The following is a 26,394-nucleotide window of genomic DNA, read 5'->3' on the forward strand; positions in this document are numbered from 1 at the left end:
AACCGGTCCGTAGCACTACGCCGGGTCGAGCTGATCGAGATGGCCGCTCGGGCCGAGAACGACTCGGCCCGAGCGGGTTTCACCGGTCGGTCACAGCGAGAGCAGTACCCGGCGGCCGATCCGCGGATCCGCCAGCGGGCGCAACGCGATCCGCATCAGCGCCACCGCGTTGTCGTCGCCCGCGATGCGGTTGGCCCGGACGCAGCCGCAGGCCAGGCACTGGTGGACCAGCAGCCATTCGCCGTCGTCCCGGGCCGACATGCTCACCGCGGCCATCCGGCCGCGGCAGGACTCGGCCCGGTCGCCCGGTACACGCCGGTCGACGTGCTTGCTGGCCAGGCAGTGCGGACAGTGATTGCGGTGCGCGGTGCCCGGCGCGACGACAGGGACCTCCCTGCGGCACGCCAAGCAGCGGAACATGTCGCCGGATTCGCCTCCGCGCCCGTGCAATACGTGCTTGGCGCGCTGGGGACGACGTGCCTCTGGCTTCCTTCGTGGCATCACGCACCCCCTACAGATCGCCGAACACTTCGAGCGGGAACGGCGGCTCGGCCAGCGGGCGCACGGCCATGCGCATCAGCATCAGCTGATTGTCATCGCCGCACACGGGGTGCAGCGCGAGCTCGTGACAGCGGGTGCACCGGTGCACCACGGCCCATTCGCCGGTGCGCAGAACGGCGATCGAGAGCGGAGCCATGCGGGCCCCGCAGTCGGACGCGCCGCCCTCGACCTGGTCGTGGGTGTGCCGGGAACTCAGGCAGCTCGGGCAGTGGTTGCGCCAGCTGTGGTCCGGCGCGAGCGTCGCGACGACGAGCCCGCAGCGGACACAGGTGAAAGTATCGGTCCGCAGCGACGGGCTGGGACCGCGATGGGACGAAGAGGTGTTGCTCGACACCCGGATCACTCCTAACTGAGCAGTGTGCAATGCAGCAGGAGAAGACCGAGCGCGCCTCGACAAGCGCTTGCGGCGTCGGCTGGGTCAGGCGTGGCCGGACGGGTCGTTCGAATCCACACGGTGAGGCGCGCTCGGCGCTCGCCGGGACATAAACCACTCCTTCACACGTCGGCAAACCCTCGCGCTGGCGAGGTCGCGCAACCCTACCGCCGCCCGCCGCGAGGCCACCACCGAATTTCCGGGGCTACCCGTTCGGGAGGTCGAGGATGAAGCTCCCGGCCCGCGCGACGACCTCCTCGCGGGTGCGCCCGCCGTGATCGGCGGCGAGGAAGTGTTTGCCGATCGCCAGGCAGAAGGCGAGCATGCTGCGGGCTTCGACCTCCTCCGGGTCCGAGCAGTAGCTGCCGAACAGCTCGCGCAAGTAGTCCATGCGCCGGTTGTCCACCCGGCGCAGCCGCTCGGCGACGCCGGGGTCGCGCCGGGCCCAATCGCGGACGGCGAGGTCGATCGGGCGCAGCCGGTCATCGGAGAAGGTGAGCAGACCCGCACGCCGCAGCTTCGCGCGCGCGTCTCCGCCCTCGCGTTCCACGCGGGTGATGACGTCGTCGGTGGTCTCGCGTTCCCAGGTGTCGAGCATCTCGGCCAGCAGCGCGTTCCGGTCGGCGAAGTGCCCGTAGAAACCGCCTTTGGTGACCCCGAGCGCCGCCGCCAGGCTCTCGATCCGCACGGCCTCCGGGCCGCCCGCCGCCAACGCCGCGAGGCCCTGTTCGATCCAGCTGCTGCGAGGGGTGCGTGTAACGGCGACCATGCCCCAAGTATGGCCGACGGTGTCGACGGCGAATCCGCGCCTAGTCGGCGACTACTTCGATCTGCGCCTCGTCGACCTTGACGTCCTCGTCAGTGGGGTTGGGCTCGGCCTTCACGCTGATGCGCGCCTTGTCGATGCCCTCGGACTCGAGCTCGGCCGCGACGTTGTCGCCTCTGGCCTCGGCCAAGGCTTTGGCGGTCGCGGCGTTCGCATCCTTGGCGTAGGTGGTGATCTCCACCTTGGCGTCGGTGCCCCGCAAGGGAACCGCTACCGCTTTGATGGTGGCGACGTCTCCGCCACTGAGGTCCGAGCTGCCGCTGTCGAAGGTGATCGGCGCGGCGGCCAGCGCCGCGTTGACCGCATCCTGGATCGCGTTCCGCGCGGTCGTGGCGACACTGCTGCGCATCGGGTGCGTCTGCTCGGTCGTCGGCGTCGTCTCCGCGCCGTCGTCGGTGCCGCATGCCGCGGTCATGAGCAGCACGACGGCCGTAGCGGCAATTCCGGTGACGCTTTTCCTGGATATCATCGGCCTACTCCTGGTCGGTTGGAGAATTCCGGTTTGCGTCATTCGATGTCTGGAATTGATCAGCATTTGTGCGGTATCGAATCCCGGTAACGGATCCGAGTACGTCGATCGATTACGCCGGTGCACAGATCCTTGCATAGTTGCCTCATCCGGACGGTCTTTTCGACGTCGCTCGATACCCGGAACACCGTCGCGGCCGGAATTCGGCACCGGAAGTGATCTACTTCGGTGGGCAGGGGCGGTAGCGTCGATCCGGCAGTAGGCATGCTCCTTGTGACCCAGCAGGCGGCCGGGCCGGACGCCGATGCGGAGGGGACCTTCGATGTCGACAGCGAACGGTGCGCACAGCGGATCAGCCGCAGACCGGCGGCGGGTGCTCCGCCGAGGGCTGCTGTCGCCGGTCGTCACCATCACCGCGTTGCTGCTGGCGTATTTCTCGCTGCCTTTCACCCACGTCAGCGACATACACACGCTGGTGCTTCTGCTGCTCGGTCTGGTGACAGTATGCGCGGTAGGTGCTTGGCAGATCCGGCAAGTGCTGCGTGCGGCCGACCCGGTCGCGCAGGCCTTGCAGGCGCTGGCGGCGACTTTCGGCTTCTATCTCGTCGGCTACGCGACGGTCTACGCCGTGATGTCCGATACCTCTCCCGGTGACTTCAGCGAGCCGCTGACGCGGGTCGCCGCCCTCTATTTCTGCGTAACGGTTTTCACCACAGTCGGATTCGGCGACATCGTGGCCACGTCGGAGGTCTCCCGGGTCGTTGTGCTCACCCAGATGCTGGGCAATCTCGTCCTGATCGGCCTGGTGCTCCGGCTGCTGGTTATCGCGGTCCGGTTCCGGCGGGAGCAACTACACCGATCCGGCTGATTCGGGGCCGGAAACGCGGCGGGCGAGTGAAGCGCGGTGCGCCGGGATCCTCGGCGGCTACCAGTCGACCGCGCCGAGTTCGTGCAGCCTGCGGAACACCATCATCGAGCCGGGGGCGACGTGGTCCATGGCGGCGTACTCGCGGACGGTGAAGTAGCGCAGCTCGGCGATCTCGCTGGTCGGTCGGGGTTCACCGTCGAGTTCGGCGGTGAAACAGGTCATGTGCAACCGGGTGCCGGGGGAGTGCCCGTACGCCTCGGCATGGAATACCCCGAGTTCGGCGTAGGAGACGACGCCCACGCCGAGTTCCTCGCGCACCTCACGACGCAACGCGGCCTCGGGCGTCTCCCCGGGGTCGATCTTGCCGCCGGCCATGTAGAAGACGTCCTTGCCGACCGAACGCGCCTGCAGCAGGCGACGATCCCGGATGTGGGCCAGCGCCGCGGTGCGAATCACCGGCCCACTGTACTGAGCGGCAGGAACCGGCCGTCAACCGGATTTCGCGCGGGCTACATCATCGGACGGGAGACGGCCGCGACCAGTCCGCCGTCGATGATCAGGTCCTGCCCGTTGACGTAGGACGCCTCGTCGGAGGCGAGGAAGGCCACCGCGTCGGCGACATCCTCGGCGGTGCCGAGCCGACCGCTCGCCACCTCGGCGACGACCGCGGTGTGCGCGTCCGGAGCGACGTTGTCGTGGAACATCGGAGTCTCGATGAACCCGGGACTCACGGAATTGACGCGAATTCCCTTGGGCGCCAATTCCGCGGCGAGGGTATGCGCCAGGTTGTGTACGGCCGCTTTGGTCGCCGCGTACAGGGAGGCGCCGGGCAGACCGCGGTGCAGTGTCCAGGAGGCGTTGATGACGATCGCCGCGTGCTCGGACAGCAGCGGCAGGGTCTTCTGGATGGTGAAGAACACGCCTTTGACGTTGATGGCGACGACCCGGTCGAATTCGTCCTCGGTGATCTCGCCGTACGGTCGGAAGGAGGCGACGCCCGCGTTGGCGAACACCACGTCCAGCCGTTCGTGCCGGTCGCGGATGGCGGCGGTGAGCGCGTCGAGATCGGCCGGACTCCCCGCGTCGCCCGGCATCGCCAGCACGCGGTCGTCGCCGAGTTGCTCGACCGCGGCGTCCAACCGGGTCTTGTCCCGGCCGGTGATGATCACCTGTGCGCCCTCGGCGAGCAACCGGCGTGCGGTGGCCAGGCCCATGCCGCTGGAGCCGCCGGTGATGAGCGCGATCTTGCCGTCGAATCGGGAAATGCTGTGCGTCATGGGAATCAGCGTGCCGAAGGGCGCACTGGGCGAACAGTGTGCGGTTGACCTAGGTGTGGTACCACCAGGCTACGGTCACGCCGGGGCGGCGAGCCGGACGCGCATCAGCCCTTCCACGCGGTCCGCGGTCTCGGTGCCGGGTTGCGGGTTGTACAGCACCAGGAACCAGTCCGGATTGTCCGCCACCGCAAGGGTCGTCGTATCGAAGAACAGGTCACCGGCCTCGGGATGACGCACCGCCTTCACGGCCTGCACCGGGGCGTTCACGTCGTGGCGGGCCCACATCTCGGCGAACTCGGGGCTGGCGGCGCCGAGTTCGGCGATCACCTTGCCGAATCGCGGGTCGCCGGGGGAGTGCGCCGCATCGGCGCGGAAGGCGGCGACCACCGCGGGCGCGATCGCGTTCCACTGCGTGTGCATGCCGCGGTACCCGGCATTCGTGAAGAACGAGACCAGGCAGTTGTAGTCGGCGTCGCCGAATCCGAAAACCGCGCGAGCGGTGTCGTTGATCGCGAGCAGATTCCAGTACCGGTCACGCAGCACCGCGGGCCGCAATCCCCACGCGTCGAGCAGCCGGTGCACCTGCGGGGTGACTTCGGCGTCGCCCGCCGGGCCCGGCTGCGGCGGGTTGAGCCCGGCGAGCAGGTACAGGTGCGTGCGTTCCGGCTCGGTCAGCCGCAGCGCCGCGGCGATCGCGTCGAGCACCTCGGTGGAGACGGTGATGTCGCGTCCCTGCTCGAGCCAGGTGTACCAGGACACGCCGACTCCGGCCAGGATCGCGACCTCCTCCCGGCGCAAACCCGGTGTCCGCCGCCGCCCCACCGAGGCCAGGCCGATGTCTTCCGGTGTGAGCCGGGCGCGGCGGGTGCGCAGGAAGTCGCGGAGTTCGGCGCGCCGGTGCAGTGCCGCCGCAGAGGATTCGCTGGCCATACGTCACGGTAACAATCGGGCCGTGCCCCGGTCTCTTTCGCTTGCGGCGGAATCCCTGCTGTGGCGGGTCCGGGCTGGCTAGCGTCGCGCTGGTGAGAATTCGCCAGGTCCATCCCCGCGTGCACGTGTTCCAGTTCCCGGAAGTCAACGACCTCAACGTGTTCGTGTGGAACGACGATGGCGAACTGACCGTGGTCGACAGCGGCCTTCCCGGCTCGGCGGAGGCGATCGGTCGCGGTCTGCGCGAGCTGGGGTTCGGGCATGCCGATGTGCGGCGGCTCGTGATCACCCACGCGCATGCCGACCACATCGGCGCAGCCGCCGAGATCGGCGGCTGGGGCGCCGAGGTGCTGGTGCACCGTGCGGACGCGGAGGTGGTCCGCGGCGGGCAGGCGGCCCCGCCGCCCACCCTGCGCGAGTGGGAGATTCCCATCGCCGAGGCGCTGCCGCCCATTCCGCCGGTCCCACCGGCCCGGGTGGACCGCGAACTGGACGGCGGCGACCGGATCGCGTTCGGCGGGGGAGCGGAAGTGATCGCCGTCCCCGGGCATACCGCGGGAAGTATCGCCGTGCACGTGCCGGAGCATCGAGTGCTGTTCACCGGAGACACGCTGGCCAACGTGGGGCGCGTGACCATGCCGGGCGTCTTCAACACCGACAGCGCCGCCGTCGAGCGCGCGGTGATGCGGCTGGCGGAACTGGATGTCGAGACCATCTGTGTGGGTCATGGCGAGGTGCTTCGTGGCCCGCACGCCGCGGCGTGGCGGGCTCGGCCTCTGCCGGAACGCGGCGACGTGTCGCCGCGTGGTGAGCGGTGAGATCGGCCCACCGGGCTGCCCGAGCCGTCCACCTGGTGGCCTTCGGGGGCCAATCCGAGCCGCTGCTTCTGGTCGATCAGAGTTGTGCGGTTTGCTCGGACGGGGGCAGTCCGTCGGCCTGGCGGAGGATGTCCGCGACCGACTCCAGGTAGAGCAGGGTGCGCAGCGAGACGCCGTCCACGGCCTGTCCGAGGCGGCGCAGGGCCGAATTGTCGAGGTGCGCGAGCACTTCGGCGTCCTCGGCCTGACCGGGCCCCGGGTCGAAGCCGAAGTAGTTGGGATCGAGGCCGAACACGTGCGCCAGCCCGGCGCGGGCCTGTTCGGGGAGCGTGGTGGCCTGCCCGCGCCGCACCTGCCCCAGGTAGCCGGGAGTCAGGTCGTACCCGGCGGCGGTCAGCCATGACGCGACCGTCTCGTCGGCCAGCGGGCGCCCGTTCGCGCGTTCCCACATCTCGAACGCTAGGTTCAGCCTCGTCGTGATATCGATGTCCACTACCGCCTTCCTTCTGGCGAAACGCCTGTTGACGGGTCAAACATTGACTCGACCGTAGCGTGGGAGTGGGCGATCGCCGGGATTTCACGGCAAATGTCCGGATGCATAGGGGCCGGAACGGACTCGATCCCCGATTAGCGGGTTCGCGACCTCTAGGAGGCGGGTGTGCGGCTGAATTCCGAGCAGGCGCGCGAGCGATTCGCGGCTAGTCCGGTCGCGCGGTTGGCGACCGTTTCAACGGCGGCGCGCCCGCATCTGGTTCCCATCGTGTTCGTCGTCGTCGGCGACCGGATCTACACCAGCGTCGACGCGAAGCCGAAGACGACCACGGCGCTGCGCCGACTGGCCAATATCGCGGCGAACCCCGCGGTGACCGTGCTCGTCGACCAGTACAGCGACGACTGGACGCGGCTGTGGTGGGCGCGCGCCGACGGTGACGCCCGCATCGCGGACACCGCCGAGGCCGATATGGCGAAACGCCGATTGGCCGCCCGCTATCCCGACTACCGGGATCAGCCGCCGCCGGGACCGGTGATCGCCATCGAGGTGACGCGGTGGTCGGGATGGTCGGCGCGGTGATCGCCTGCGGTACAGTCCGAATCGCCGCTGACGCCAGCCGTCGTGCCGAGTTGTCCGAAGAGAAGACTGTGAGGATCACATGCCCTCGAATTTCGCGCTGAAGGCCATGAATACGGCGCATCGCGCCCTGTTGAAACTCAGCTTCGGGAAATTCGGCAACGAGTTTTCGGGCATGCCGTCGCTCGAGCTCACCACCATCGGCCGCAAGTCGGGGCGGCCGCACGCGGTCATGCTCACCGCGCCGATCGTCGACGGCGACACCTATGTCCTCGTCGCCTCGCGTGGGGGCGACCCCGTGCATCCCGCGTGGTTTCTGAACCTGCGCGACAACCCGGACGTCGTCGTGTCCGTGCGCAGCGGCCCGAAGGTGCCGATGACGGCCCGGGTGGCGACGGCGGAGGAGCGGGCGACGCTGTGGCCGAAGGTCGTCGACGCGTATCCGACCTACGGCGATTACCAGAAGAAGACCACACGGGAGATTCCGCTCGTCTTGGTGACGCCGAAGAACTGAGGCGCCCGGAAACCGTCCGAAGATATTGCGGACGGTAGCCGGTGAAGCGTCCTGTAGTCGTGGATTTGGATGCAGATCGCACGTATTTGAGAATTATATTCAGATATATAGACCTGATCTTGCAGAATATTCATACTCCTGACGAGTGGTGATCGCGCTCCCGCGCGTCGCCGATACCCGTCCCATCGACGATCAGGAGTGCAGGTGCGAATCGGAATCCCCCGCGAGATCAAGAACCACGAGTACCGTGTCGCGTGCACACCGGCGGGCGTGCACGAACTCGTCTCGCGCGGCCACGAGGTGTACTTCGAGACAGGTGCCGGACGGGGTTCGGCATTCCCGGACGAGGCCTACACGGTCGCGGGCGCGCGCGTGCTCGACAGCGCCGAGGAGGTATGGGAGACCGCCGATCTGGTGCTCAAGGTGAAGGAACCGGTGGCCGAGGAATACGGGCGCCTGCGCGCGGACCAAGTGCTGTTCACCTACCTGCATCTGGCGGCGTCGAAGGAGTGCACCGACGCGCTGCTCGCCTCCGGGATCACCGCGATCGCCTACGAAACGGTGACCGGCGGCGACGGCTCGCTGCCGCTGCTCGCGCCGATGAGCGAGGTCGCGGGACGGCTGGCCGCTCAGGCGGGCGCCTACCACCTGATGCGCAGCGCCGGTGGACGCGGTGTGCTGATGGGCGGCGTGCCGGGTGTGCGTCCCGCGAAGGTCACCGTGCTCGGCGCGGGCGTCGCGGGCGGCAACGCGATCGCCGTGGCGCACGGTATGCGCGCCGAGGTCACCGTCCTCGATCTGAACATCGCCCGCCTGCGCGAGATCGACGCGCAGTATCGCGGCCGGGTGCGCACCGTCATGTCCAACAAGCTCGAGGTGGAGGCCGCGGTGCGCGAGGCGGACTTGGTGATCGGCGCCGTGCTGGTGCCGGGCGCCAAGGCGCCGACTCTGGTGTCCAATGAGTTGGTCGCCCAGATGAAACCGGGCTCCGTGCTGGTCGACATCGCGATCGACCAGGGCGGCTGCTTCGCGGACTCGCGGCCCACCACGCATGCCGAGCCGACCTATCAGGTGCACGATTCGGTGTTCTACTGCGTGGCCAACATGCCCGGCGCCGTGCCCAACACCTCCACCGTCGCGTTGACCAATGCCACACTCCCGCATGTCGTTTCGCTCGCGGATCGGGGATGGCGCGGCGCGTTGGCCGCCGATTCGGGACTGGCCGCGGGGCTGAGCACCGACCGCGGCGTGCTGCTGTCGGCGACGGTGGCGCAGGCGCACGGCTATGCGGCGAAAAGTACTGCCGCATAACGAACGGGCCGGACGCGGTGGTCAGTCGGTGCTCGACCGGGGCCGCATGTGCTCGAAGATGAGGATGGTCTCGGTCGAGGCGACCGCGGGATGCGCGCTGAGGTGATTCAGCACGAACGCGCGCAGTTCGTCGGTGTTCGCGGTGGCCACGTGCACGAGATAGTCGTCGGCGCCGGCGATGAAGTACACGTTGAGCACCTCGTCGAGCGCCGACATCCGCTCGCCGAACTCGGCCAGTTGCCTGCGCGCGCTCGCGCGCAGGCGCACCGCGATCATGGCTTGCAGGCTGCGGCCGAGTGCGGCCGGGTCGATGTCGGCGTGGAAGCCGCGAATGACGCCGCGCTGCACCAGCGCCCGCACCCGTCCCAGGCAGGTGGACGGCGCGATCCCCGCGGCGGCGGCGAGGGCGTTGTTCGTCATCCGCCCGTCCCGCGCGAGATGGTCGAGCAGGACCCGGTCGATGTCGTCGAGCGCGACGCCCGAGGGTGGATGGACGGAGGCGCCCATGCCTCCCGCCGAGTCGGTCTTGCGCATACTGCGAAGGTACCGAATTCTGTTCGCCAGTCCGGCTCATTCGATGAATGTTCTTCGGTTACCAGGCCCTCTCCGGGCGAGGTTGGGGTCGTGCCTGCTCCAGTTGCGCCGCCACCGGGAGAATCGTCGTCTCACCGTTCGTGGGAGCGACCAGCTGAACCGACAGCGGCAGCCCGTCCTCCCCGACACCCACGGGCACGGCGGCCGCCGGATGTCCGGTCACGTTCCACACCGCGGTGTAGGCGACCATGGGAACGGAGGTGAGCTGGGCGCGCACTGTGCTGGCGCCGTCGAGCACGCCGAGCAGCGGCGGGCGGATCGCGATGGTGGGGGTGAGCAGCAGATCGCATTCGGCGAAGATGCGATCGGCTTTGCGCGCCAACGCCTCGCCGCGCCGGATCGCCCATTCGATCACGGGTCGGCGCGCCCACGCGCCGACCCTGACCGTCTGCCTGGTGCGGCGTTCGAGCTGTTCGGGATGCTCCAGCTGGGGCAACTCGGCGCGCACGCCGCCGTAGAACTGCGGAAAGAAGGCGTGTGTCGTTTCCGGGTAATCCGGGTCGATCTCCAGCACCGTATGACCGAGCTCCGCCAGCAGTTTCGCGGTGTCGAGGACGGCACGCACATGCAGCGGATCGGGTTTCACCCACAGCGTGGGTGATTTCATGCAGTAGCCGATGCGCAGCGGTCGAGCGGGTGTGCGGGCCGCCGCCTCGAACGACGTCTCCGGGTCGGGCGCGCGGAATCGGTCGGTGCGGGTGCTGCCGCGGATGACGTCGTAGATCACGGCGGAGTCCAGCACACTCCGGGTGAGCGGCCCCGCGACGCCCAGCGCCCACCACAGGTGTTCGTTCGGGTCGAGCGGCACCCGTCCGCGCTGCGGTTTGAGTCCGAACAATCCGCAGCACGCCGACGGAATGCGGATCGAGCCGCCGCCGTCGCCGCCGAGCGCGGCCGGGACCAGCCCGGCCGCCACCGCCGCCGCGGACCCGCCGCTCGACCCGCCGGTGGAGCGGGTGGGATCCCAGGGGTTGTGCGTCATCCCGAAGGTGCTGGACTCGGTGAACGGCCATTGCCCGAACTCCGGCATCGCGGTCTTGCCGACGATGATCGCCCCCGCCGCGCGCAACCTGCGCACCATCTCGGCGTCGGCCGCGGCGGGTGTCGAGTTCGCCCTGGTGCCGAACGTGGTGACCACACCGGCGACGTGGAACTCGTCCTTCACCGCGATCGGGACGCCGTGCAGCGGTCCGACCGCCTCGCCCGCGGCGCGCTCGCGATCCCGTTCGGCGGCCTCGGCCCTGGCCTCCGCATGCAGCACGTGGGTGAAGGCGCCGAGGTCCGCGGCCGCGTCGATGCCGTCGAGTGTCGCCTCGACGAGTTGTCGCGCTGAGACAAGCCCCTGCGCCAGCAGTTCGCGCTGTTCGAGTACGCCTGACGAGACGACATCCTGGAGTTCCATCCGCTCCCGCTCCTCTCGGCCCCTGCGAGCCGCCACGTATGGCCCCCGGCATCGATGCCCGATATCAAGACCGTATGGAGTCGAGCGACCATTCTGCAAGGAGCACTCTCGGCGCGCCGGTTCGGTTCACCGGCGCTCTCAGGCGAGAACCGGGTGGGTGGCGGTCCACCCACCCGGCCGTCTCCGAGCGGCTGGCGTCAGTGCCCCTCGGAGGTTCGCGGGCCCGCCGGCGCGGCGGAACCGGTGCGCTCGAGCTTGGAATGCGTGCGCGAGTAGCCGAAATAGACGGTCAGGCCGACCACCAGCCAGACCGCGAAGCGTACCCACGTCTCCCACGGCAGCGACCAGATCAGGTACACCGAGAACCCGATGCCGATCAGCGGGATGACCGGCATGAACGGCAGCCGGAACTCGCGCGGCTCGTCGGGCCGGGTGCGCCGCAGCACCATCACCGCGACCGACACCACGATGAACGCCATCAGGATGCCGATGTTGGTCAGCTCGGCGACCACCGTGATGTCCAGCAACCCCGCCATCAACGCCGAGCCGATGCCGACGATCCAGGTCACCCGGGTGGGCACCTTCCGGACCGGATGGGTCTTGGCGAACCATTCCGGCAGCAGGCCGTCGCGGCTCATGGCGAACCACACCCGGGTCACGCCGAGCATGAAGGTGAGCACCACGGTGACGATGCCGACGATGGCGCCGACCGCGATGATGTTCGCGACGCCGGGCTGCCCGACCGACTCGAAGGCGGTGGAGAATCCGCTGGTCGGGCTGATCTCGGTGTATTTCTGCATACCGGTCAACACCAGCGTGGCCAGCACGTAGAGCACCATGGCGATGGCCAGCGAGTAGATGATCGCCTTCGGCAGGTGCTTCTTTCCGTCGGTGGACTCCTCGGCGGCGGTGCTCATCGCGTCGTAGCCGAACACGGCGAAGAAGACGGTCGCCGCGCCGGTCCACACCGCGCCCGCGCCGAACGGGAAGTACGGGGTGTAGTTGGAGCTGTCGATGTGGAAGACGCCGAGCACGATGATGAGCAGGACCAAGGCGACTTTGATGCCGACCGCGACCGTCTCGAACCGGCCGACGCTGCGGATGCCGCGCGAGAGCAGCCAGGCCGTGCCGAGGCAGAACAGCACGGCGAACACGTCGACCACGTGTCCTTCGCCGGTGCCGGAAGCGCCCATCATCCAATCCGGCAGCGTGATGTCGACCTGCTCGAGCAGGAACTTGAAGTACCCGGACACGCCGATGGCGACCACCGCCGCGACCGCGATGTACTCCAGCAGCAGGTCCCAGCCGATGAACCAGCCCGCGATCTCGCCGAGTGACACGTACCCGTAGGTGTAGGCGGACCCGGCCTTGGGCACCATCCCGGCGAACTCGGCGTAACACAGCGCGGCCGCGCCGCTGGCCACACCCGCGATGAGGAACGAGATGAGCACCGACGGCCCCGTGACGGAGTGGGCCACCGCACCGGCCAAAGTGAAGATGCCGGCGCCGATGATGCCGCCGACGCCGATCGCCGTGAGCTGCCACAAACCGAGCGACCGCGCCAGTCGCTCATCCGCGGGAGCGGACTCCTCCTCGATTTCGCCGAGAGGTTTACGGCGCATCATCTGGCTGCGTAGCTGCGCGAGGGACATGTACTTCCTTTCGTCCACTGCGGTACGCGGAGAGGCAGTAACGCAGATCACATTTCCAGCTGCCTACTCAATACGACCACAGTGCGACTGTGATCGTTCAGTTGGACAAATAAAGTTCTGTGGTTTTTGGCGCTGAACCGAGGCGCGGATAGGGAATGCTGCGGCGGTCAACCGCACCTCGATGTGCATGCTTCGGTGCTATGGGCGACCACACCGGTCCAGCTACCGCTTCCGAGCGAAGCGAGATCGAGCATTGCCTGTTCGCGGCCCGGCTCGCGTCCGAGCGGCCGCCGCGTCCGCGACGCAGTCGCCAGCGGCGGTCGCTCGGACGCGAGCCATAGATGGGCCGCGAACACGCCGCGACGAAGTCGCGGCCGAACCAGCACAGCGCCGCAGGCGCTGCAAAATCAGACAGAGCGGCCGAAAGAGCGCAGGAAGAACGCGATGTTGGCCGGGCGCTCGGCCAAGCGGCGCATGAAGTAGCCGTACCACTGGTCGCCGTAGGGCACGTAGACGCGCAGCGCGTGGCCCGCCGCGACCAGCCGCCGCTGTTCGGCGTCGCGAATGCCGTGCAGCATCTGGAATTCGAATTCGTCTGTGGCGCGGCCGGTTTCGTGCACGTACCGCAGCGTCTCGTCGATGAGCGCGGGATCGTGGGTAGCGACCATCGGATAGCCCTTGCCCTCCATCAGCACCCGCAAGCAGCGCGCGTAGGACTCGTCGACCGCGGCGCGGCTCTGATACGCCACCGACGCGGGTTCCCGGTAGGCGCCCTTGCACAACCGGATTCTCGATCCGGTACCGGCGAACATCCGGCAGTCGTCCTCGGTGCGTTTGAGATAGGCCTGCAAGACCGTGCCCAGCCAGGGGAAATCCAGGCGCAGCTCACGCACGATGGCCAGCGTCGAATCGGTGGTGGTGTGGTCTTCGGCATCGATGGTCACCCAGATGCCCGCGTCCCTCGCGGCGGTACAGATCTGCTGTGCGTGCTCGCGGGCGATGGCGTACCCGTTCTGGGGAAGCGATTGGCCCAGTGCGGACAGTTTGAGCGACACCTCCAGCGGTCGCACGGGTCGCTCGTCCTCGGCTACCGATTCCGACAGTGCCGACAGCAGCCGCAGGTAGTGCGCCACGGTGGCGCGGGCCTGGTCCAGGTCGGTGGTGTCCTCGCCGAGGTAGTCGATCGTCACGAAGCGTCCGGAGCGCAGCAACGCCGAGGTCGTGGTCACCGCGTCGTCCTCGGTCTCGCCCGCGACGAAGCGGTCGACGATCTTCTTGGTGGCCGGGAGGCGGGTGATCGTGCGCTCCATGCGCGGGGAACGGGAGGCCGCCAGCACGGCGGGCCGGAGCAGTCCGGAGAAGGCCATCACAGCTCCTGGTGCGGGTAACGGTGGTCGGTCGCGGGGACGAACGTTTCCTTGATCGTGCGCGCGGAGGTCCAGCGCAGCAGGTTCTGCGCCGAGCCTGCCTTGTCGTTGGTGCCGGACGCGCGCGACCCGCCGAAGGGCTGCTGCCCGACGACCGCGCCGGTGGGTTTGTCGTTGATGTAGAAGTTGCCCGCCGCGAAACGCAGCCGGTCGGTGGCGGTCACGATGGCCGCGCGGTCTTCGGCGATGACCGCGCCGGTGAGGCCGTAGGGCGACCCCTTGTCGATCAGGTCGAGGGTGGACTCGAACGAGCCGCGCACCGAATCGTCGTAGACGTGCACGGCCAGGATCGGGCCGAAGTACTCGGTGCGGAACGCCTCGTCGGCTGGGTCGTCGCCGAGCAGCACGGTGGGCTCGACGAAGTAGCCGACGCTGTCGTCGGCGTGCCCGCCCGTGGCGATGGTCAGGCTCGGGGTCGCCTTGGCGCGGGCGAGGGCGTCGGCGTTCTTCGCGAAGGCGCGCCGGTCGATGAGCGCCCCGCCGAAGTGGGTGAAGTCGGTGACATCGCCGTAGCTGAGGGCGGCGACCCGGTCGACGAACTCGCGGCCCATCCTGGCCCACACCGACTTCGGGATGAACGCGCGCGAGGCGGCCGAGCATTTCTGGCCCTGGTAGTCGAACGCGCCGCGGATCAGCGCCGTGGTCAGCACATCCGGGTCGGCGGAGTGGTGCGCCACGACGAAGTCCTTGCCGCCGGTCTCGCCGACCAGGCGCGGGTAGGTGTCGTAGCGGTCGATGTTCGTCGCGACCGTGCGCCACAGGTGCTGGAAAGTTGCGGTCGAGCCGGTGAAGTGGATGCCAGCGAGGCGGCGATCGGCGAGCGCCACCTTCGACACCTCGGGTCCCGCACCGTGCACCAGGTTGATCACGCCGGGCGGCAGGCCGGCCGCTTCCAGCAGTTTCATCGTCCAGTACGCCGCCACCGACTGGGTGACCGCGGGCTTCCACACGACGGTGTTGCCCATCAGCGCGGGCGCGGTGGGCAGGTTGCCCGCGATCGCGGAGAAGTTGAACGGTGTGATCGCGTAGACGAAACCCTCCAGCGGACGGTAGTCCACCCTGTTCCATACGCCGGGTGCCGAGATCGGCTGGTCCTCCAGGATGCGGCGGGCGAAGTGCACGTTGAACCGCCAGAAGTCGACCAGCTCGCAGGGTGTGTCGATCTCGGCCTGGTAGGCCGTCTTCGATTGGCCCAGCATCGTTGCCGCGGCGATGGTTTCGCGCCATGGCCCGGCGAGCAGGTCGGCGGCGCGCAGGAAGATCGCGGCGCGATCGGTGAACGACAGCGACCGCCAGCCCGGGGCGGCGGCGGTCGCCGCCGTGATGGCGTCTTCGACGTCGTTCGGTTCCGCCGTGGTGAGCGTGCCGAGGACGGCGGCGTGCCGGTGCGGCTGGACGACGTCGAGCCGCTGACCGTGACCGCGCCGATGCTCGCCGCCGATGACGTGCTGGATGTCGGTCGGCGTCGCGGCGAGCTCGGTCAGTTTCGCCTGCAGGCGCGCGCGTTCGGCGCTGCCGGGGGCGAAGCTGCCCACCGGCTCGTTGACCGGCCGAGGTGGCGACACGACGTTGTCCATGAGTCCTCCTGCTGGTAGGCGGCTGCCTCCGCCCTGCGTGTACTAGGTGATTTTCCGGTAGGGCGAAGTCAACACCGGAAAACTGCCCGAAGAATGAGTCAGTCGGACAAAGATGGGGCGAGTGCGTTGTCGAGTTGGCCGAAGGATGGACATGGCCGGGGATGAGGAGCTGGTCGTCGCGGACATTGATCTGTTCGGGCTGGCGCAGATGGTCGCGCAGAACGCGGGCGGGATGGTGTCCATCGAGGACCCGAACTCGCATGTGCTGGCGTACTCGGCATCCGACGAATCCGCCGACCAGCTGCGCGTGCTGTCCATCCTGGGGCGGGAAGGGCCGCGCGAGTACCTGACCGTGCTGCGGAAATGGGGTGTGTACGACCGATTGCGCAACAGCGACGAGGTCATCGACGTGCCCGCGCACGACGAGCTGAACATCAAGCGCAGGCTCGTGATCGGTATCCGGCATCCCGCGGACGCGAATGTCCGCGCCCCGCGAGCGCTCGGCGCGATCTGGCTCCAGCAAGGCTCTGAGCCGTTCAAGCCCGACGCGGCCGAGGTTCTGCGGGGTGCCGCGGCCATCGCGGGCCGCCTGATCTCCCGCACCCTCGACGCGCCGACCACCGAGGCGCGGCTGATCCGGCGGCTGTTCGGCGCGGAAGGCGGCGCGGTCGACGTGGCGGCGGTGGCGAGTGCGCTGAGTGTGCCGCCGACCGGTCCGGCCGCGGTGGTCGGGTTCGCACTCACGGCGACCGAGCAGGCCCCCGCCACCGAGCCCGCCGCCGTCGGCGGCATCCTTCGCTTGCGCGCCAGCTCTTTTCGCGCCGACTCGGTGACCGCCACGCTCGGTGATCGCGTCTACGTCCTGCTTCCCGGCTACCGGTCCGCGCGGACGGTGACGGACTGGACACGGCAGCTGGTCGAACAGCTGGAAACGAAGCGCTCGCTGGCGTTGCGAGCCGCAATCGCCTGCCCCGTCGCTGACCTCGGCCGGGTGGCCGATGCGCGCGCCGAGGTCGATCGCGTGCTGGACAACACCGTCGCGACCTATCCGAAGCATCGCGTGACCACCCTCGCCGAGTCGCGGACCGCGGTGCTGCTCGGCGAGGTGCTCGACCTCGTCGGCTCGCGCGCCGAACTGCACGATCCGCGCCTGCGCGCACTACTCGACTACGACCGCAAACATTCCGCGAGCCTGCGCGACAGCGTGGAGGCCTATCTACGCGAACACGGCGACGTCCGTAACGCCGCCGCGGCACTGCGCGTGCACCCGAACACGCTGCGCTACCGCATCCGTCGCGTCGAGGAAATCCTCGGCATGGACCTCGGCGACCCCGCCGACCGCCTGCTGCTGGACATCCAGCTCGCACTTCATCGCCGCGCACCCGGCCAATTGCCTCAGGGCTCCGCCTGACGATACCCTCGTCGAAACGGTAAGTACGGCAACGATTTATCGCGCACACACAGTCAGAGCACGTTCGCGGAGGCAGATCCGCTGTTTCGCGCAGTTCGCGGACGGTAGCGAACCGCAGGTCTGTCGAAAGCTCCGATTCGGATGACGGCGTCTATGCGTATACGTGTACTGCGAGTATGTTGGATCCGCTCAGCTCTGCTGTCGGTGCCGGTCTGGTCGGTATCGGCTGGGTATGTGGACGCTTCGGGCATCGGCGGCGAACTGGGTCGAGGGCGAAACTTCCCGCGCGCTGCGGTTGCGGTCACGACCTGGCGATGCACGACCGTGCCATAGGTACCTGTCACGCCGAGATCTCCTGCAAGGGCATCCACGGCATGCGGGAGTGGGTCAGCGGCAACTGCCGCCGCTACACCGGCCCCACCCCGCTGGAGGAAGTGTTCACTTCACCGATACTTCCGCCGGAGTCCTGCACGGACAGAAGGCAATTCACGGGCAGCCGCCGCGAGCATGTCACGGTCGAGGCCCCGAACGTTGGCCGACGTTCTGCGTGCATCGGCCAGGAGATTCGCTGAAATGACGTACACAGCGCTGTCCGAAACGCCACGGGCATGTTGGCGGCGGACGGGTCATGGCTCGATGTAGAGGCGCTCGGTAGGCAGGCGGGGGAGTTCCGGCCGCGTCGCCGTGGTGCACGGTCAATGTGCAGGAGTGGTGCTTTCGCGTCGCACGCACCTGCACGAACACCAGTGCGGCGGTCAGGCATGCGGCGAAATCCACGCGCATGTTCTCGGCGAGTTCGATCGACAGACGCACGTCCGGTTCCTCCCGGCGCGGTGATACGCCAGAGTGCGCCGAGTTCCTGCCTGCCCCGGGCGGGCAGGCAGGAGCGCACGGAGTTGCTCGCGCGCACGATGATCCGGTCCGGGTTCGACTTCGGCTGCGAGAGCGGCGACGCGCTTGTAGAACGCGACCCGTCCCGTCGCAGTCCCGAGATCCGAGGGGCGCAGTCCGATTCCGGGCGCACTCACCACAGGTCACCCACCGATCGGTCCGCCCCCGAAGGTCGCGGCGCGGGATACAGGCTGCGCCCGAGCACCACGTGTCCGGGCATGATTACACTGCACACCTGGGTGAGCACGGCCGGGACAGCGCCGCCCAGATGCGGCATGCCCGGAACGATCACCGCACCTGCCCTTGCCACATGCACACGCTCGATCAACCTGAGCAGTGCGCCCGAATCGAGGTGCGACTCGACCGTAAACAAGTGCGGCAATGCGTAACCGTGGCGAATCGCCAGCGCGCGAATGACCTCTGCGTCCCGTGCCGCGTCGGCATTGCAGCGGAAAGCGAGTGCTCCGACGAGCTGGTGTACCGGATCGGCGCGGCCGCCGTGGGCGGCGCAACCCCGGCGGCCCTGAGAGTTACGAGAGCGGACCCAGCCCGCGGTCGGCGGATATTCGCTGGCGGTAACCTCCCTGGACACGGGATCATTGCTCACTGCATCGCTCGTTCAACTCGAGACGAGGGGGGAGCATGAGTTCACGCGCGACGGCGGTCAAACTGGTGCTGCGTTTCTATGGCCGGGAAATGGCAGCTCGCAAGGCCACAACGATTTCGGCGCTGCTGGCGCCGGCACTCGGCAATATCTGCAACCTGTACATCGCACCGCTGATCGTCGCTGTGATGGTCGGTCGGGTCGCGGTAACCGGGGATACGAGCTTCCGGGCTCTGGCCTCCTATATCCTAGCCTTCGGTGCCACCCTGCTGCTTGCCGAGCTGCTGTGGCGCATCGGAATTCACTGTCTGAACCGAGTCGAAGCCTACGGTATCGAGCATCTTTACGTGCTCGCCATGGATGAGCTGCTCGCCAAGGACGCGGCGTTCTTCCACAACAACTTCGCCGGTTCGCTGACGAAGCGCTCGCTCAGCTTCGCGGCTCGGTTCGAACAGTTCGTGGACACCCTGGCCTTCGAGATCCTGGCGGCACTGGTGCCGCTGATGTTTGCCTCGGTTGTGTTGTGGCGCTACAACCCCATGCTGGTCGTCGTGCTGATGGGGATGATCGTGATGACCGCGCTGGTCATCATGCCCTTGATCCAGGCCCGCCAGAAGCTCGTCGACGCCCGGGAGGCCGCGATTGCGCAGGTTTCCGGGCATGTGGCCGACAGCCTGGCGAACATGCAGGTGGTGCGCGCCTTCGCTGCCGAACCGCAGGAGGCGGCCGAGCATCGGCGGCGGGTCGCCTCGTCGCGGCGAAAGTCGTTGCGTTCCTGGGATTACGCGAACCTGCGGATCGATACGCTGGTCGCGCCGTTGTTGGTGCTCACCAACGTGATAGGCCTGCTGATCGCGCTGGGCCTCAGCGGCGGAAATGCGGGGGTGGAGGCCATTGTGGTGGCATTCACCTACTACTTCAACGCCACCGGGATCATGTTCCGGTTCAATCAGATCTACCGGCGGCTGGAGACCGTGCTCACCGAGGCGGCGCAGTTCACGGAACTGCTGCTCGACGAACCACAGGTGCTCGATATCGAACATCCGGAACCACTGCGGCCCAACGGCTTCGACGTGCGGTTCGAGAGCGTGAACTTCACGCACGCGGGTGCGCGGCAGCTGTTCCGCGGATTGGATCTGCACGTGCCCAGCGGCGCCAAGGTAGGCCTGGTCGGACGATCCGGTGGTGGCAAGACCACCATCACCCAACTTCTGCTGCGGCTGATGGATATCCAATCCGGAACCATACGCATCGGCGGGCAGGACATCACCCGGCTCCGGCAGGCGGATCTGCGCAGTCTGATCGCCTACGTGCCACAGGACCCGGCCATGTTTCACCGGACCCTGAGCGAGAACATCCGGTTCGCGCGTCCGGACGCTACGGACGAGGAGATCCTGCGGGCCGCCGAGGCCGCGCACGTCATCGAGTTCGCGGACGCGCTGCCGCAGGGCATGGAAACGCTCATCGGCGAGCGCGGCGTGAAACTGTCCGGCGGCCAGCGCCAGCGGGTCGCGCTGGCCCGGGCTATCCTGCGGAACGCACCGATCCTGCTCCTGGACGAAGCCACCAGCGCCCTCGACTCGGAAAGCGAACTGCTCGTGCAGCAAGCACTCTGGGAGTTGATGCAAGGGCGTACGGCACTGGTGGTCGCGCACCGGCTGAGCACCGTGGCCGGGATGGACCGGCTGGTGGTGCTCGACCACGGGCGAGTCGTCGAGGAGGGGACACACGAGGAGCTGCTATACGCGCAAGGAACATACGCGCAGCTGTGGCGGCACCAGTCGGGTGGATTCCTCGGCGAGGACGTGGTCGCCCGTTGATCGTGGCCAGCCGTGCTGCACGTTGCCTATCCGCATCGTCGATGAACTCCGCTTCCGGAACTACGTGCGGCCACAGGTGATCTCGGCGATGTGGATGTCGCTGCGACTGGATCCCCGAAAACATCGGCTGGACGTGTGGGTTCTGCCATCCGTTGCGTCACAGGCACTCCGGGCCGTGAGCGGGGCCCGCAGTGGTAATCGACCTATTCGGTCGAAATGGGTGGTTCGGATGTTCGTGGTCCGGCGGGGTTACGCCGGTGGCGCAGATCCAGGGCTGGTGTGATGATCGGTGGGCACCGGCCGGGGTCGATGCCCACCGACGAAGAAGAACGCCGCCCACCCGGCAGCGAACGCCAGCGCGGTGACCGCGCTCTCGCAGGCGTAATACCGCAACCGTCGATCCAGCAGGCCCGCCTGCCGCATCCGCCACAACAAGACCGCGTATTCGCTGCCAACTCGTGGTGGCAACTGGGCGTCGCCCCGCTCTTGGCGGTGGTGTTCGCCCAGAGCATGCACGATTTCCGCGTTGACTTGATTGTTACGCCAGAAGATGTGATCTGGTGCGACGAACGTCGTCGGCCTGCGGGAATCATCTGGAACTCGTTGTCGCAGGAGAAGGTTGAGGCAATCCCGGCTCTCGCGGCACGTCAGTCGGCGGGCACGAGGCCGGACTGATGACTCGAGTTCATAGGGGCGACGGTTGGGTTCTCCCGAGACATGCCCCATGGGAGCACTGTTGATGGTGCAGTTGTTATGCATGTGGTTGAGCTACTGTCTGGTTAGCATCTTTTCCATTCGTGTCGCAGCGGCGTGTCGCCTGCGTGGGCTGGTCGCTGACGGCGATTTCTGATTCGAGGCATGGCTACTCGATTCCGGCCGAGCGGGGTCTTCGCCGTTGTACGGGACGACAGCTATGGGCTGCGCCCATGCCGTTCTGGAGCCGTCAACCGTGCAAGGACGGGGCGATCGGGTTCGGGTCGAGACGTTCGGCGTTGTCGAGAACGAGGAAATCGACGACCACGGAGGTGACATTGCCGTTAAGATCACGACCGAACCATACCGGGTAGGCGCCATCGCCGAATCCGGATTCGAACGCGGTCAACGACGGCTCGCCGGTAGGTCCCGCCAGCGTCACTGTATGGATCCCGGCAACGAGGTTTTCGGGCCCGTCTCCGCACAGGAGTTCGACCCAGCCGGTCGCGCCATCCGCACGGTCATCGAGGACCGTGGCGAAGTGATCCAGCAGCGAGGCGTCGAACAAGCACCCCATCCCGCCGTCGACCCCGAACCCGAAGAACTCGCCTTCGCCGAGTACGGTCGGATCTTGCCCGGCAAGCAACGCCTGCTCCCAGTGGACGGTCACTGCCTGCTGTTGCACAACGAGAACGGCCGCGCAAACCCGCACGTGGTCCGGATCCTCGACGAACCGCACAACCGACAGCGTCAGCGGATACCGCCCACCAGGTACTGTCTGCGTGAAGGCCTCGAAATCCTCCGGGAACACCAGCCCGGTCGGGTCACCAACGATGACGCGCCCGGTCGGCAACACCAGATCACCCTTGTCGTGAATTTCGCTGACCAAAAGCTTTCCGGCCGGCCCACGGAACCGTATGCCGCCGGTGCAGAACGCATCCGGATGAGCGGGTCTCAGTGCACCGGGAGATTCCGAAACCACCACGGCTTCCTTTCCACACCAGAAATCAGGGGAGTACCCACGCCGAGTACATCCACGTCGCCAACCACGTGAACCCAACCATGTACGGCATCAGTGAACATCTCACGCGCGGGCCCAACAGTATCCCCAAGTGCGACATCCCAGTGATCCACGATGTCAAGAGATTACAGGATCAACGTTCCTGGACACGGAACTGGGCAGTGTTTCGAACTCGAGGTAGCGGTTATTGATGGCGGTGATGTGAAGCGTGGCCAGGTACCGGACGGCGAGTTTGTCGAATCGTGTCGCCACGGCCCGATTTTGCTGATGCGCGCGCGGGCGTAGGCGGGATTGTGCAGTCGGGTGTGGGCGAGTTATTGCCGCTCTTCCCGGATGAGGTCGCGCGGGGTGGCTCCCACCTGCTGTAGGGCCAGTTGATACACAGGAATTAACTCCGCCGCCACTCATAGGGTTTGACTGGTACTCACTGAGTGGTGGAACGCTGACCGTCGACCGGGGTGGGATCATTACCGACAGTGGAGATACCGACGAACAAGGCAACGTCGCGGAATATTTCGGACAGCACCAGAGGCGGCACGGTTTCCATGCCGGTGGTTCATGCGCTGCCGATCGAGCACTTCCCCTCAACCCGCTGACCATCGAGAGGGGGTGCTGGTGGCAGGCTCCTCGGGCGACGCCGCCACCGGTAACCTCATCGATGATCTACACTCCGGTGCGCTGGCGCTCGCGGAAGCGCTTCTCGAATCCGGCGACGAATTTCGTGGGGGGAACCGAGGAGGAGGACGGTTCCAGCACGCCGTCGTCGGCGATGTAGAAGATGGCTCGGCCGATGGCGATTTCGCCCTGCGGCACAGGGACGTACACCATCCAGCCGCAGCTGATCCGGTCGGCGACGAGCTTGTCGAGAGGGTACCCGCTGGTGTCGAGACCGCGCCCGAGCACGTACTGCCGCACCCGGGCGATCGCGAGCGGCTCCGGCATCGAGTCCGGCACCTCGATCACCAACCCGGCCATGCGGAGTTGGTACAGGGCACCGTCGACATCATGAACAGCGTCCCCGAACATATTCGCCACGGTGTCGCGGGTTACCACACCCGCCTCCGCCGCGGTAACCAAAGTCATTGCCGCCGAGCGCTGCTCGGCACTCGGCTGCCGCGTCAGCAGGCGAGCCACGATATCGGATATGGTATCGGCGCTCCACACACCGGGGATCGCGGGGGCGCACTGCTCGGCCGCCGGGGACTCGCCCCGATACCACCGACCGGCCTCCCACCAGTAGCAGAACGACATCAGACCGGTCTCGGCACGCGGGTTCAACACCGGGTCCGCCACCCATTCCGGAGCTCCGGCAAAGAAATTCGGCATCTCGCCGCCGTCGTTGTAGGCGGCGTCCAAAGCCGGGGCATTCCACACGCCGCCCGACAGCACGGCACGGCCGTTCAGCAGTGAACACAAGGTGGAGCCGCTGCGCCGAGAACCTTCGAACCAGGCCAGTGACGGCATCATCCGCGGGCCCCACTCGGAGCCGACCGCGACGAACGCCGCCGCGATCGTCGCCCACCGTGCCCACATCACCGGGAACGGAGGGAGTTCGTTCTCCACCAGTTCCGACCACACCTCGGCGGCCCGGTCCGCCCGCGCCGCGACGGCGGCTCGCTGGGGGCTGCGCGTCTGCCTGCCGTCGTGCCCGATGTAGGCCGCCAACCACACAGGAAGCCGCTCACGCGGATACCGATCGATGTCCGCGCGGTACTCCGCGGGAGAGAACAGTTGCTCTTTCGGGAAGGGGCGTTCGCCGTAGTCCTGGTCGACGTCGACCACGCCGTCCGCGGTCACATGCAGCAGCAACCGCCACCACGGGCCCGAATCGTCGTCCGCCGCAACTCTCCGATGCGCGCGAACCAGTTCCAGAACCCCCTTCGACACCTCCGCCGCCACCTCGGTGTCGCCGACGGAGAACACGGCCTGCGCTGCGTCGGCCGTGACGGTCACCGCGAATTCCGCGTAGAGCGCACGCCAGTCGTCGGGCGCCGCGCTCGTCAACTGATCGACGATCCGCTGAATGACATCCGCAGGTTCGTCCGCGCCGCGCGGCTGCTCGGCGCCCTCCCCGGCGACCGATGCATCGTCGGCGTTCGCTCCGGAGATGGCGGGCTGCGCCTGCTCGTCGAGACCCGCCAGGGTGAACGGGACATCCGGACTGTCCTCCGCTGCGGGCTCGTCCCTGTCATCCTTGTCCTGTCCCGTCATCGGACGTGAAACCTTCCAGCCATTGCCGTTCCGCACACTTGCGCTCTCGAAATACACCGGCCGATATCGATGTCGCCCGATCGCGGACGAATGCGACCGGTCGATACTTCACCCATCGGGCTCCGGTTCATAAACATGGTTCCACGAATTTCCGCGCGCGGGTTGGCTCAACACAAGTGCCGCGCTCAAGGGACTGTAAATTCTCCATATATCGCACCACCGTTCGAATGGTGGCGCCAGGCTGCACGGACCACCGAACCGTAGATGCGCGGCGACTACACCGCCGAGCGACCGTTGACGAACGAGCACCGCCGGCATTCCGGTGTCGGCAGCTGCGAATTCAGCCGATGCGTGTATCTATCCAGTTCCGCCGCCACCAGCGCGAGACCCTCACTCCTGCATTCCAAGTCGACGGGCATATATTCCGTCCCCGCGAACATCGCCTCAGCCGCGGTGAAACCGTGCCATCCGGCTGGCAAGCGTCGGCGGCCCGCTTCGAATATGCCGCGGCGGGCGCGGCCTGTGGGAGCTGCTGGTGCAGGATGGGTAGTGAGTAAGGAAGTCGCCACAGTCCGGACCAGCGGGCCCACGTTATGGGTGAACTCGGTCCTAGCGGCGCCCGGATGACCGGCGACGGCGATCGCCTGCGCGCCGGCGGCAGCGAGGCGCTGCTGCAGTTCGAAGGTGAACACCCCGCCGCATCGAAGGTCGCCTATCTCAATGGGAGCACGCGGCGGCATCTGGTTGGCTGCCACGGTAAGTCCATTGCCGAACTGCGGGTCTCCCGGGTGGCGCGCTGCGCGAGATGTTCACGCAGGACGGAACTTCAACTGCCCTTGTACTGCGGCGTCAACATGGCACCGCCCGTACGAGCACACCGCCCATGGCCGCCACTACCGGGAGGGATCACGAACTACTGCTGGAGGCTAGACGCCGTAGGGGTGGCAGGTGGCCACGGCCTCGGCGAAGTAGGGCCACTTGATCTTGCTGAAGGTGTTGGGCCCATAGATGCCGTCGGCGGCGGTACCCGCATTCTTCTGGGCACTGATCAAGGCATCTCTGGTCCTGGGGCCGAATTGGCCGTCAATGGACAGATTGTGACCGTAGCACTGCTTCAACGCGACCTGGAGGGCTTTGACGGCGTCACCCGAGTCGCCCTGGCGCATTGTGCAGCCATCGCTGCCGCGCGCCGGCAGCTTGGCGACTCGGCCGTTGCGGTCTTCGTGGTGGAAGGTGGCGTGGCAAGCGTCGGCTGCGTTCGCGGGCGCCGCAGTAATCACGCTCAGCACGGTGCCGGTCAGCAGGGCGGCGGCGATGGACGCCGCCACCTTGGTGCGCATGTTTCCCATGGTTCCTCATTCTCGTTCCTGGGGCATTCGGATAGTTACTACCGCAATCGATAGTCCGGGCGGTCCGGCCGTTCCCGGCAGGATCGGTTCCGTCATCAATATCGTCACAACCGAGGTAAACGAAACGCTCGGAAGAGGTCTCAGTCGACTCTTTACAGTGCCTTTGGAAAGCTCCGGTCCCATATGGGTGCCCAAACTCAAGAGACCGTAAAATCTGCATCGAAGATCCATATGAATCGATCGGCTAGAGGTGCGGCCGGACGGTCCAAGATGTGACCCATCTCGATCGGGTATGAATCTCAAAGGGATGTAGTACTGGTCAGCGGGCTCGGATCGGTGCTTGCGCCGTGCTGCCGCCGATTCTCGGAAAGATGACGATTCTGACTTGCTCGCGCTGGAAGTCACCAGCTACCGGTTTGGCCTATCGGGAACCCGTGCTGCACAAATCAACGTTGCGACGAACCTTGTGCGTAACCTCTGGTCCAATGCCGTGATCTTCTGTGGGCACTTCCCGGACGCTGCTGATAAGTTCGATGTCGACCAACCTCGAGACAAGTTGGCCCTGCCCGACAGGTTTCTCCGTCGATCTGTCGATGACGCGCCCGAGATCAATTCGGAACGAAAGTTCCTCGGATCTCCCTACTTCCATGGTCCGGTACGCAGCGGTGGGTCCCTGTCAGCCCGGCGACAGGTAGGCGCCGTGGTCTTCGCTCTGCGCTCGCTGCG

General features: G+C 67.1%; 26 protein-coding genes. 8 read left to right on the forward strand and 18 right to left on the reverse strand.

All coding sequences use genetic code 11. The features are described 5' to 3' along the window. Positions 1-90: 90 nt before the first annotated feature. From ON34_RS32720 to ON34_RS36675, 4 genes are all read right to left on the reverse strand, one after another. The gene (locus ON34_RS32720) at positions 91-501 is read right to left on the reverse strand and encodes an RNHCP domain-containing protein (RefSeq protein ID WP_040787165.1); all 411 of its coding nucleotides are present in this window, start codon (positions 499-501) and stop codon (positions 91-93) included. Between the two features lie 10 nt (positions 502-511). Then, entirely contained in the window at positions 512-895 is a 384-nt protein-coding gene (locus ON34_RS32725; RefSeq protein WP_051023490.1) for an RNHCP domain-containing protein, read from the reverse strand. A 244-nt stretch (positions 896-1,139) separates the two neighbouring features. Continuing rightward, complete coding sequence (locus tag ON34_RS32730; RefSeq protein ID WP_040787169.1) at positions 1,140-1,703, reverse strand: TetR/AcrR family transcriptional regulator; 564 nt, start codon at positions 1,701-1,703, stop codon at positions 1,140-1,142. A 40-nt stretch (positions 1,704-1,743) separates the two neighbouring features. Continuing rightward, positions 1,744-2,229 (reverse strand): OmpA family protein, encoded by a 486-nt coding sequence (locus tag ON34_RS36675; protein ID WP_157172568.1) that lies wholly within the window; start codon positions 2,227-2,229, stop codon positions 1,744-1,746. Between the two features lie 322 nt (positions 2,230-2,551). Between ON34_RS36675 and ON34_RS32740 the strand changes: the two genes are divergently transcribed. Next, on the forward strand, positions 2,552-3,097 hold the full coding sequence (locus ON34_RS32740) for a potassium channel family protein (RefSeq protein ID WP_040787170.1): 546 nt from the start codon (positions 2,552-2,554) through the stop codon (positions 3,095-3,097). Positions 3,098-3,154: 57 nt separating this feature from the next. Here ON34_RS32740 and ON34_RS32745 read toward each other — a convergent pair whose 3' ends face one another. The 3 genes from ON34_RS32745 to ON34_RS32755 form a co-directional block, all read right to left on the reverse strand. Next, the gene (locus ON34_RS32745) at positions 3,155-3,553 is read right to left on the reverse strand and encodes an NUDIX hydrolase (RefSeq protein ID WP_040787172.1); all 399 of its coding nucleotides are present in this window, start codon (positions 3,551-3,553) and stop codon (positions 3,155-3,157) included. Positions 3,554-3,606: 53 nt separating this feature from the next. Continuing rightward, a complete protein-coding gene (locus ON34_RS32750; RefSeq protein WP_040787174.1) occupies positions 3,607-4,374 on the reverse strand; it encodes a glucose 1-dehydrogenase in 768 nt (255 codons plus the stop codon). A gap of 75 nt (positions 4,375-4,449) precedes the next feature. Then, positions 4,450-5,304, reverse strand: coding sequence for a helix-turn-helix transcriptional regulator (locus ON34_RS32755; RefSeq protein ID WP_040787176.1), 855 nt, complete (start codon positions 5,302-5,304; stop codon positions 4,450-4,452). 92 nt (positions 5,305-5,396) lie between these two features. On the opposite strand from ON34_RS32755, the gene ON34_RS32760 reads away from it, so the two are divergent. Then, entirely contained in the window at positions 5,397-6,122 is a 726-nt protein-coding gene (locus ON34_RS32760) for an MBL fold metallo-hydrolase (RefSeq protein ID WP_040787177.1), read from the forward strand. A 76-nt stretch (positions 6,123-6,198) separates the two neighbouring features. Here the strand turns inward: ON34_RS32760 and ON34_RS32765 are convergent, their stop codons facing one another. After that, positions 6,199-6,615 carry a hypothetical protein gene (locus tag ON34_RS32765; RefSeq protein ID WP_040787178.1) on the reverse strand — a complete coding sequence of 139 codons (417 nt, stop codon included), beginning with the start codon at positions 6,613-6,615 and terminating at the stop codon, positions 6,199-6,201. Between the two features lie 171 nt (positions 6,616-6,786). Between ON34_RS32765 and ON34_RS32770 the strand changes: the two genes are divergently transcribed. From ON34_RS32770 to ald, 3 genes are all read left to right on the forward strand, one after another. Further along, on the forward strand, positions 6,787-7,194 hold the full coding sequence (locus ON34_RS32770) for a TIGR03668 family PPOX class F420-dependent oxidoreductase (protein ID WP_040787464.1): 408 nt from the start codon (positions 6,787-6,789) through the stop codon (positions 7,192-7,194). Between the two features lie 79 nt (positions 7,195-7,273). Further along, positions 7,274-7,705, forward strand: a complete 432-nt coding sequence (locus ON34_RS32775) for a nitroreductase family deazaflavin-dependent oxidoreductase (protein WP_040787180.1) — start codon at positions 7,274-7,276, stop codon at positions 7,703-7,705. Positions 7,706-7,909: 204 nt separating this feature from the next. After that, the gene (gene ald / locus ON34_RS32780) at positions 7,910-9,016 is read left to right on the forward strand and encodes an alanine dehydrogenase (RefSeq protein WP_040787467.1); all 1,107 of its coding nucleotides are present in this window, start codon (positions 7,910-7,912) and stop codon (positions 9,014-9,016) included. A 21-nt stretch (positions 9,017-9,037) separates the two neighbouring features. On the opposite strand, the gene ON34_RS32785 is transcribed toward ald, so the two are convergent. The 5 genes from ON34_RS32785 to pruA all read right to left on the reverse strand — a co-directional run bounded on the left by ON34_RS32785 (position 9,038) and on the right by pruA (position 15,668). Further along, positions 9,038-9,523 carry an Lrp/AsnC family transcriptional regulator gene (locus ON34_RS32785; RefSeq protein ID WP_373291999.1) on the reverse strand — a complete coding sequence of 162 codons (486 nt, stop codon included), beginning with the start codon at positions 9,521-9,523 and terminating at the stop codon, positions 9,038-9,040. Positions 9,524-9,608: 85 nt separating this feature from the next. Next, a complete protein-coding gene (locus ON34_RS32790; RefSeq protein WP_040787185.1) occupies positions 9,609-11,012 on the reverse strand; it encodes an amidase in 1,404 nt (467 codons plus the stop codon). Between the two features lie 197 nt (positions 11,013-11,209). Further along, complete coding sequence (locus tag ON34_RS32795) at positions 11,210-12,664, reverse strand: amino acid permease (RefSeq protein WP_051023466.1); 1,455 nt, start codon at positions 12,662-12,664, stop codon at positions 11,210-11,212. Between the two features lie 407 nt (positions 12,665-13,071). Continuing rightward, positions 13,072-14,031: a proline dehydrogenase family protein gene (locus ON34_RS32800; RefSeq protein WP_040787188.1), complete on the reverse strand. Its 960-nt coding sequence runs from the start codon at positions 14,029-14,031 to the stop codon at positions 13,072-13,074. Beyond that, a complete protein-coding gene (pruA, locus tag ON34_RS32805; protein WP_040787190.1) occupies positions 14,031-15,668 on the reverse strand; it encodes an L-glutamate gamma-semialdehyde dehydrogenase in 1,638 nt (545 codons plus the stop codon). Before pruA ends, ON34_RS32800 begins: the two co-directional genes overlap by 1 nt. A gap of 151 nt (positions 15,669-15,819) precedes the next feature. On the opposite strand from pruA, the gene ON34_RS32810 reads away from it, so the two are divergent. Beyond that, positions 15,820-17,079: a PucR family transcriptional regulator gene (locus ON34_RS32810; RefSeq protein ID WP_051023491.1), complete on the forward strand. Its 1,260-nt coding sequence runs from the start codon at positions 15,820-15,822 to the stop codon at positions 17,077-17,079. A gap of 1,024 nt (positions 17,080-18,103) precedes the next feature. Here the strand turns inward: ON34_RS32810 and ON34_RS32815 are convergent. Continuing rightward, entirely contained in the window at positions 18,104-18,577 is a 474-nt protein-coding gene (locus ON34_RS32815) for a hypothetical protein (RefSeq protein WP_040787196.1), read from the reverse strand. Positions 18,578-18,612: 35 nt separating this feature from the next. Between ON34_RS32815 and ON34_RS32820 the strand changes: the two genes are divergently transcribed. Then, entirely contained in the window at positions 18,613-20,394 is a 1,782-nt protein-coding gene (locus tag ON34_RS32820; protein ID WP_245548308.1) for an ABC transporter ATP-binding protein, read from the forward strand. Positions 20,395-20,703: 309 nt separating this feature from the next. Continuing rightward, positions 20,704-21,069 carry a hypothetical protein gene (locus tag ON34_RS36680; protein ID WP_157172569.1) on the forward strand — a complete coding sequence of 122 codons (366 nt, stop codon included), beginning with the start codon at positions 20,704-20,706 and terminating at the stop codon, positions 21,067-21,069. Between the two features lie 268 nt (positions 21,070-21,337). Here ON34_RS36680 and ON34_RS32825 read toward each other — a convergent pair whose 3' ends face one another. From ON34_RS32825 to ON34_RS32840, 4 genes are all read right to left on the reverse strand, one after another. After that, positions 21,338-21,976: a DUF4241 domain-containing protein gene (locus ON34_RS32825; RefSeq protein ID WP_051023467.1), complete on the reverse strand. Its 639-nt coding sequence runs from the start codon at positions 21,974-21,976 to the stop codon at positions 21,338-21,340. Positions 21,977-22,771: 795 nt separating this feature from the next. Next, positions 22,772-24,319 carry a hypothetical protein gene (locus tag ON34_RS32830; RefSeq protein WP_157172570.1) on the reverse strand — a complete coding sequence of 516 codons (1,548 nt, stop codon included), beginning with the start codon at positions 24,317-24,319 and terminating at the stop codon, positions 22,772-22,774. A 275-nt stretch (positions 24,320-24,594) separates the two neighbouring features. Further along, the gene (locus tag ON34_RS32835) at positions 24,595-25,074 is read right to left on the reverse strand and encodes a hypothetical protein (protein ID WP_157172571.1); all 480 of its coding nucleotides are present in this window, start codon (positions 25,072-25,074) and stop codon (positions 24,595-24,597) included. A 171-nt stretch (positions 25,075-25,245) separates the two neighbouring features. Further along, complete coding sequence (locus ON34_RS32840; protein ID WP_157172572.1) at positions 25,246-25,659, reverse strand: peptidoglycan-binding domain-containing protein; 414 nt, start codon at positions 25,657-25,659, stop codon at positions 25,246-25,248. Positions 25,660-26,394 lie beyond the last annotated feature (735 nt).

It is taken from the genome of Nocardia pneumoniae NBRC 100136 (assembly GCF_000308755.1).
GTDB lineage: Bacteria > Actinomycetota > Actinomycetes > Mycobacteriales > Mycobacteriaceae > Nocardia > Nocardia pneumoniae.

Coding starts and splice junctions, on each gene's coding strand:
- ON34_RS32720 (WP_040787165.1), bottom strand. CDS start 501: ATGCCACGAAGGAAGCCAGAGGCACGTCGTCCCCAGCGCGCCAAGCAC.
- ON34_RS32730 (WP_040787169.1), bottom strand. CDS start 1,703: ATGGTCGCCGTTACACGCACCCCTCGCAGCAGCTGGATCGAACAGGGC.
- ON34_RS36675 (WP_157172568.1), bottom strand. CDS start 2,229: ATGATATCCAGGAAAAGCGTCACCGGAATTGCCGCTACGGCCGTCGTG.
- ON34_RS32740 (WP_040787170.1), top strand. CDS start 2,552: ATGTCGACAGCGAACGGTGCGCACAGCGGATCAGCCGCAGACCGGCGG.
- ON34_RS32750 (WP_040787174.1), bottom strand. CDS start 4,374: ATGACGCACAGCATTTCCCGATTCGACGGCAAGATCGCGCTCATCACC.
- ON34_RS32755 (WP_040787176.1), bottom strand. CDS start 5,304: ATGGCCAGCGAATCCTCTGCGGCGGCACTGCACCGGCGCGCCGAACTC.
- ON34_RS32775 (WP_040787180.1), top strand. CDS start 7,274: ATGCCCTCGAATTTCGCGCTGAAGGCCATGAATACGGCGCATCGCGCC.
- ON34_RS32785 (WP_373291999.1), bottom strand. CDS start 9,523: ATGGGCGCCTCCGTCCATCCACCCTCGGGCGTCGCGCTCGACGACATC.
- ON34_RS32790 (WP_040787185.1), bottom strand. CDS start 11,012: ATGGAACTCCAGGATGTCGTCTCGTCAGGCGTACTCGAACAGCGCGAA.
- ON34_RS32795 (WP_051023466.1), bottom strand. CDS start 12,664: ATGTCCCTCGCGCAGCTACGCAGCCAGATGATGCGCCGTAAACCTCTC.
- ON34_RS32800 (WP_040787188.1), bottom strand. CDS start 14,031: ATGGCCTTCTCCGGACTGCTCCGGCCCGCCGTGCTGGCGGCCTCCCGT.
- pruA (WP_040787190.1), bottom strand. CDS start 15,668: ATGGACAACGTCGTGTCGCCACCTCGGCCGGTCAACGAGCCGGTGGGC.
- ON34_RS32810 (WP_051023491.1), top strand. CDS start 15,820: ATGGCCGGGGATGAGGAGCTGGTCGTCGCGGACATTGATCTGTTCGGG.
- ON34_RS32820 (WP_245548308.1), top strand. CDS start 18,613: ATGAGTTCACGCGCGACGGCGGTCAAACTGGTGCTGCGTTTCTATGGC.
- ON34_RS36680 (WP_157172569.1), top strand. CDS start 20,704: ATGCCCACCGACGAAGAAGAACGCCGCCCACCCGGCAGCGAACGCCAG.
- ON34_RS32830 (WP_157172570.1), bottom strand. CDS start 24,319: ATGACGGGACAGGACAAGGATGACAGGGACGAGCCCGCAGCGGAGGAC.
- ON34_RS32840 (WP_157172572.1), bottom strand. CDS start 25,659: ATGCGCACCAAGGTGGCGGCGTCCATCGCCGCCGCCCTGCTGACCGGC.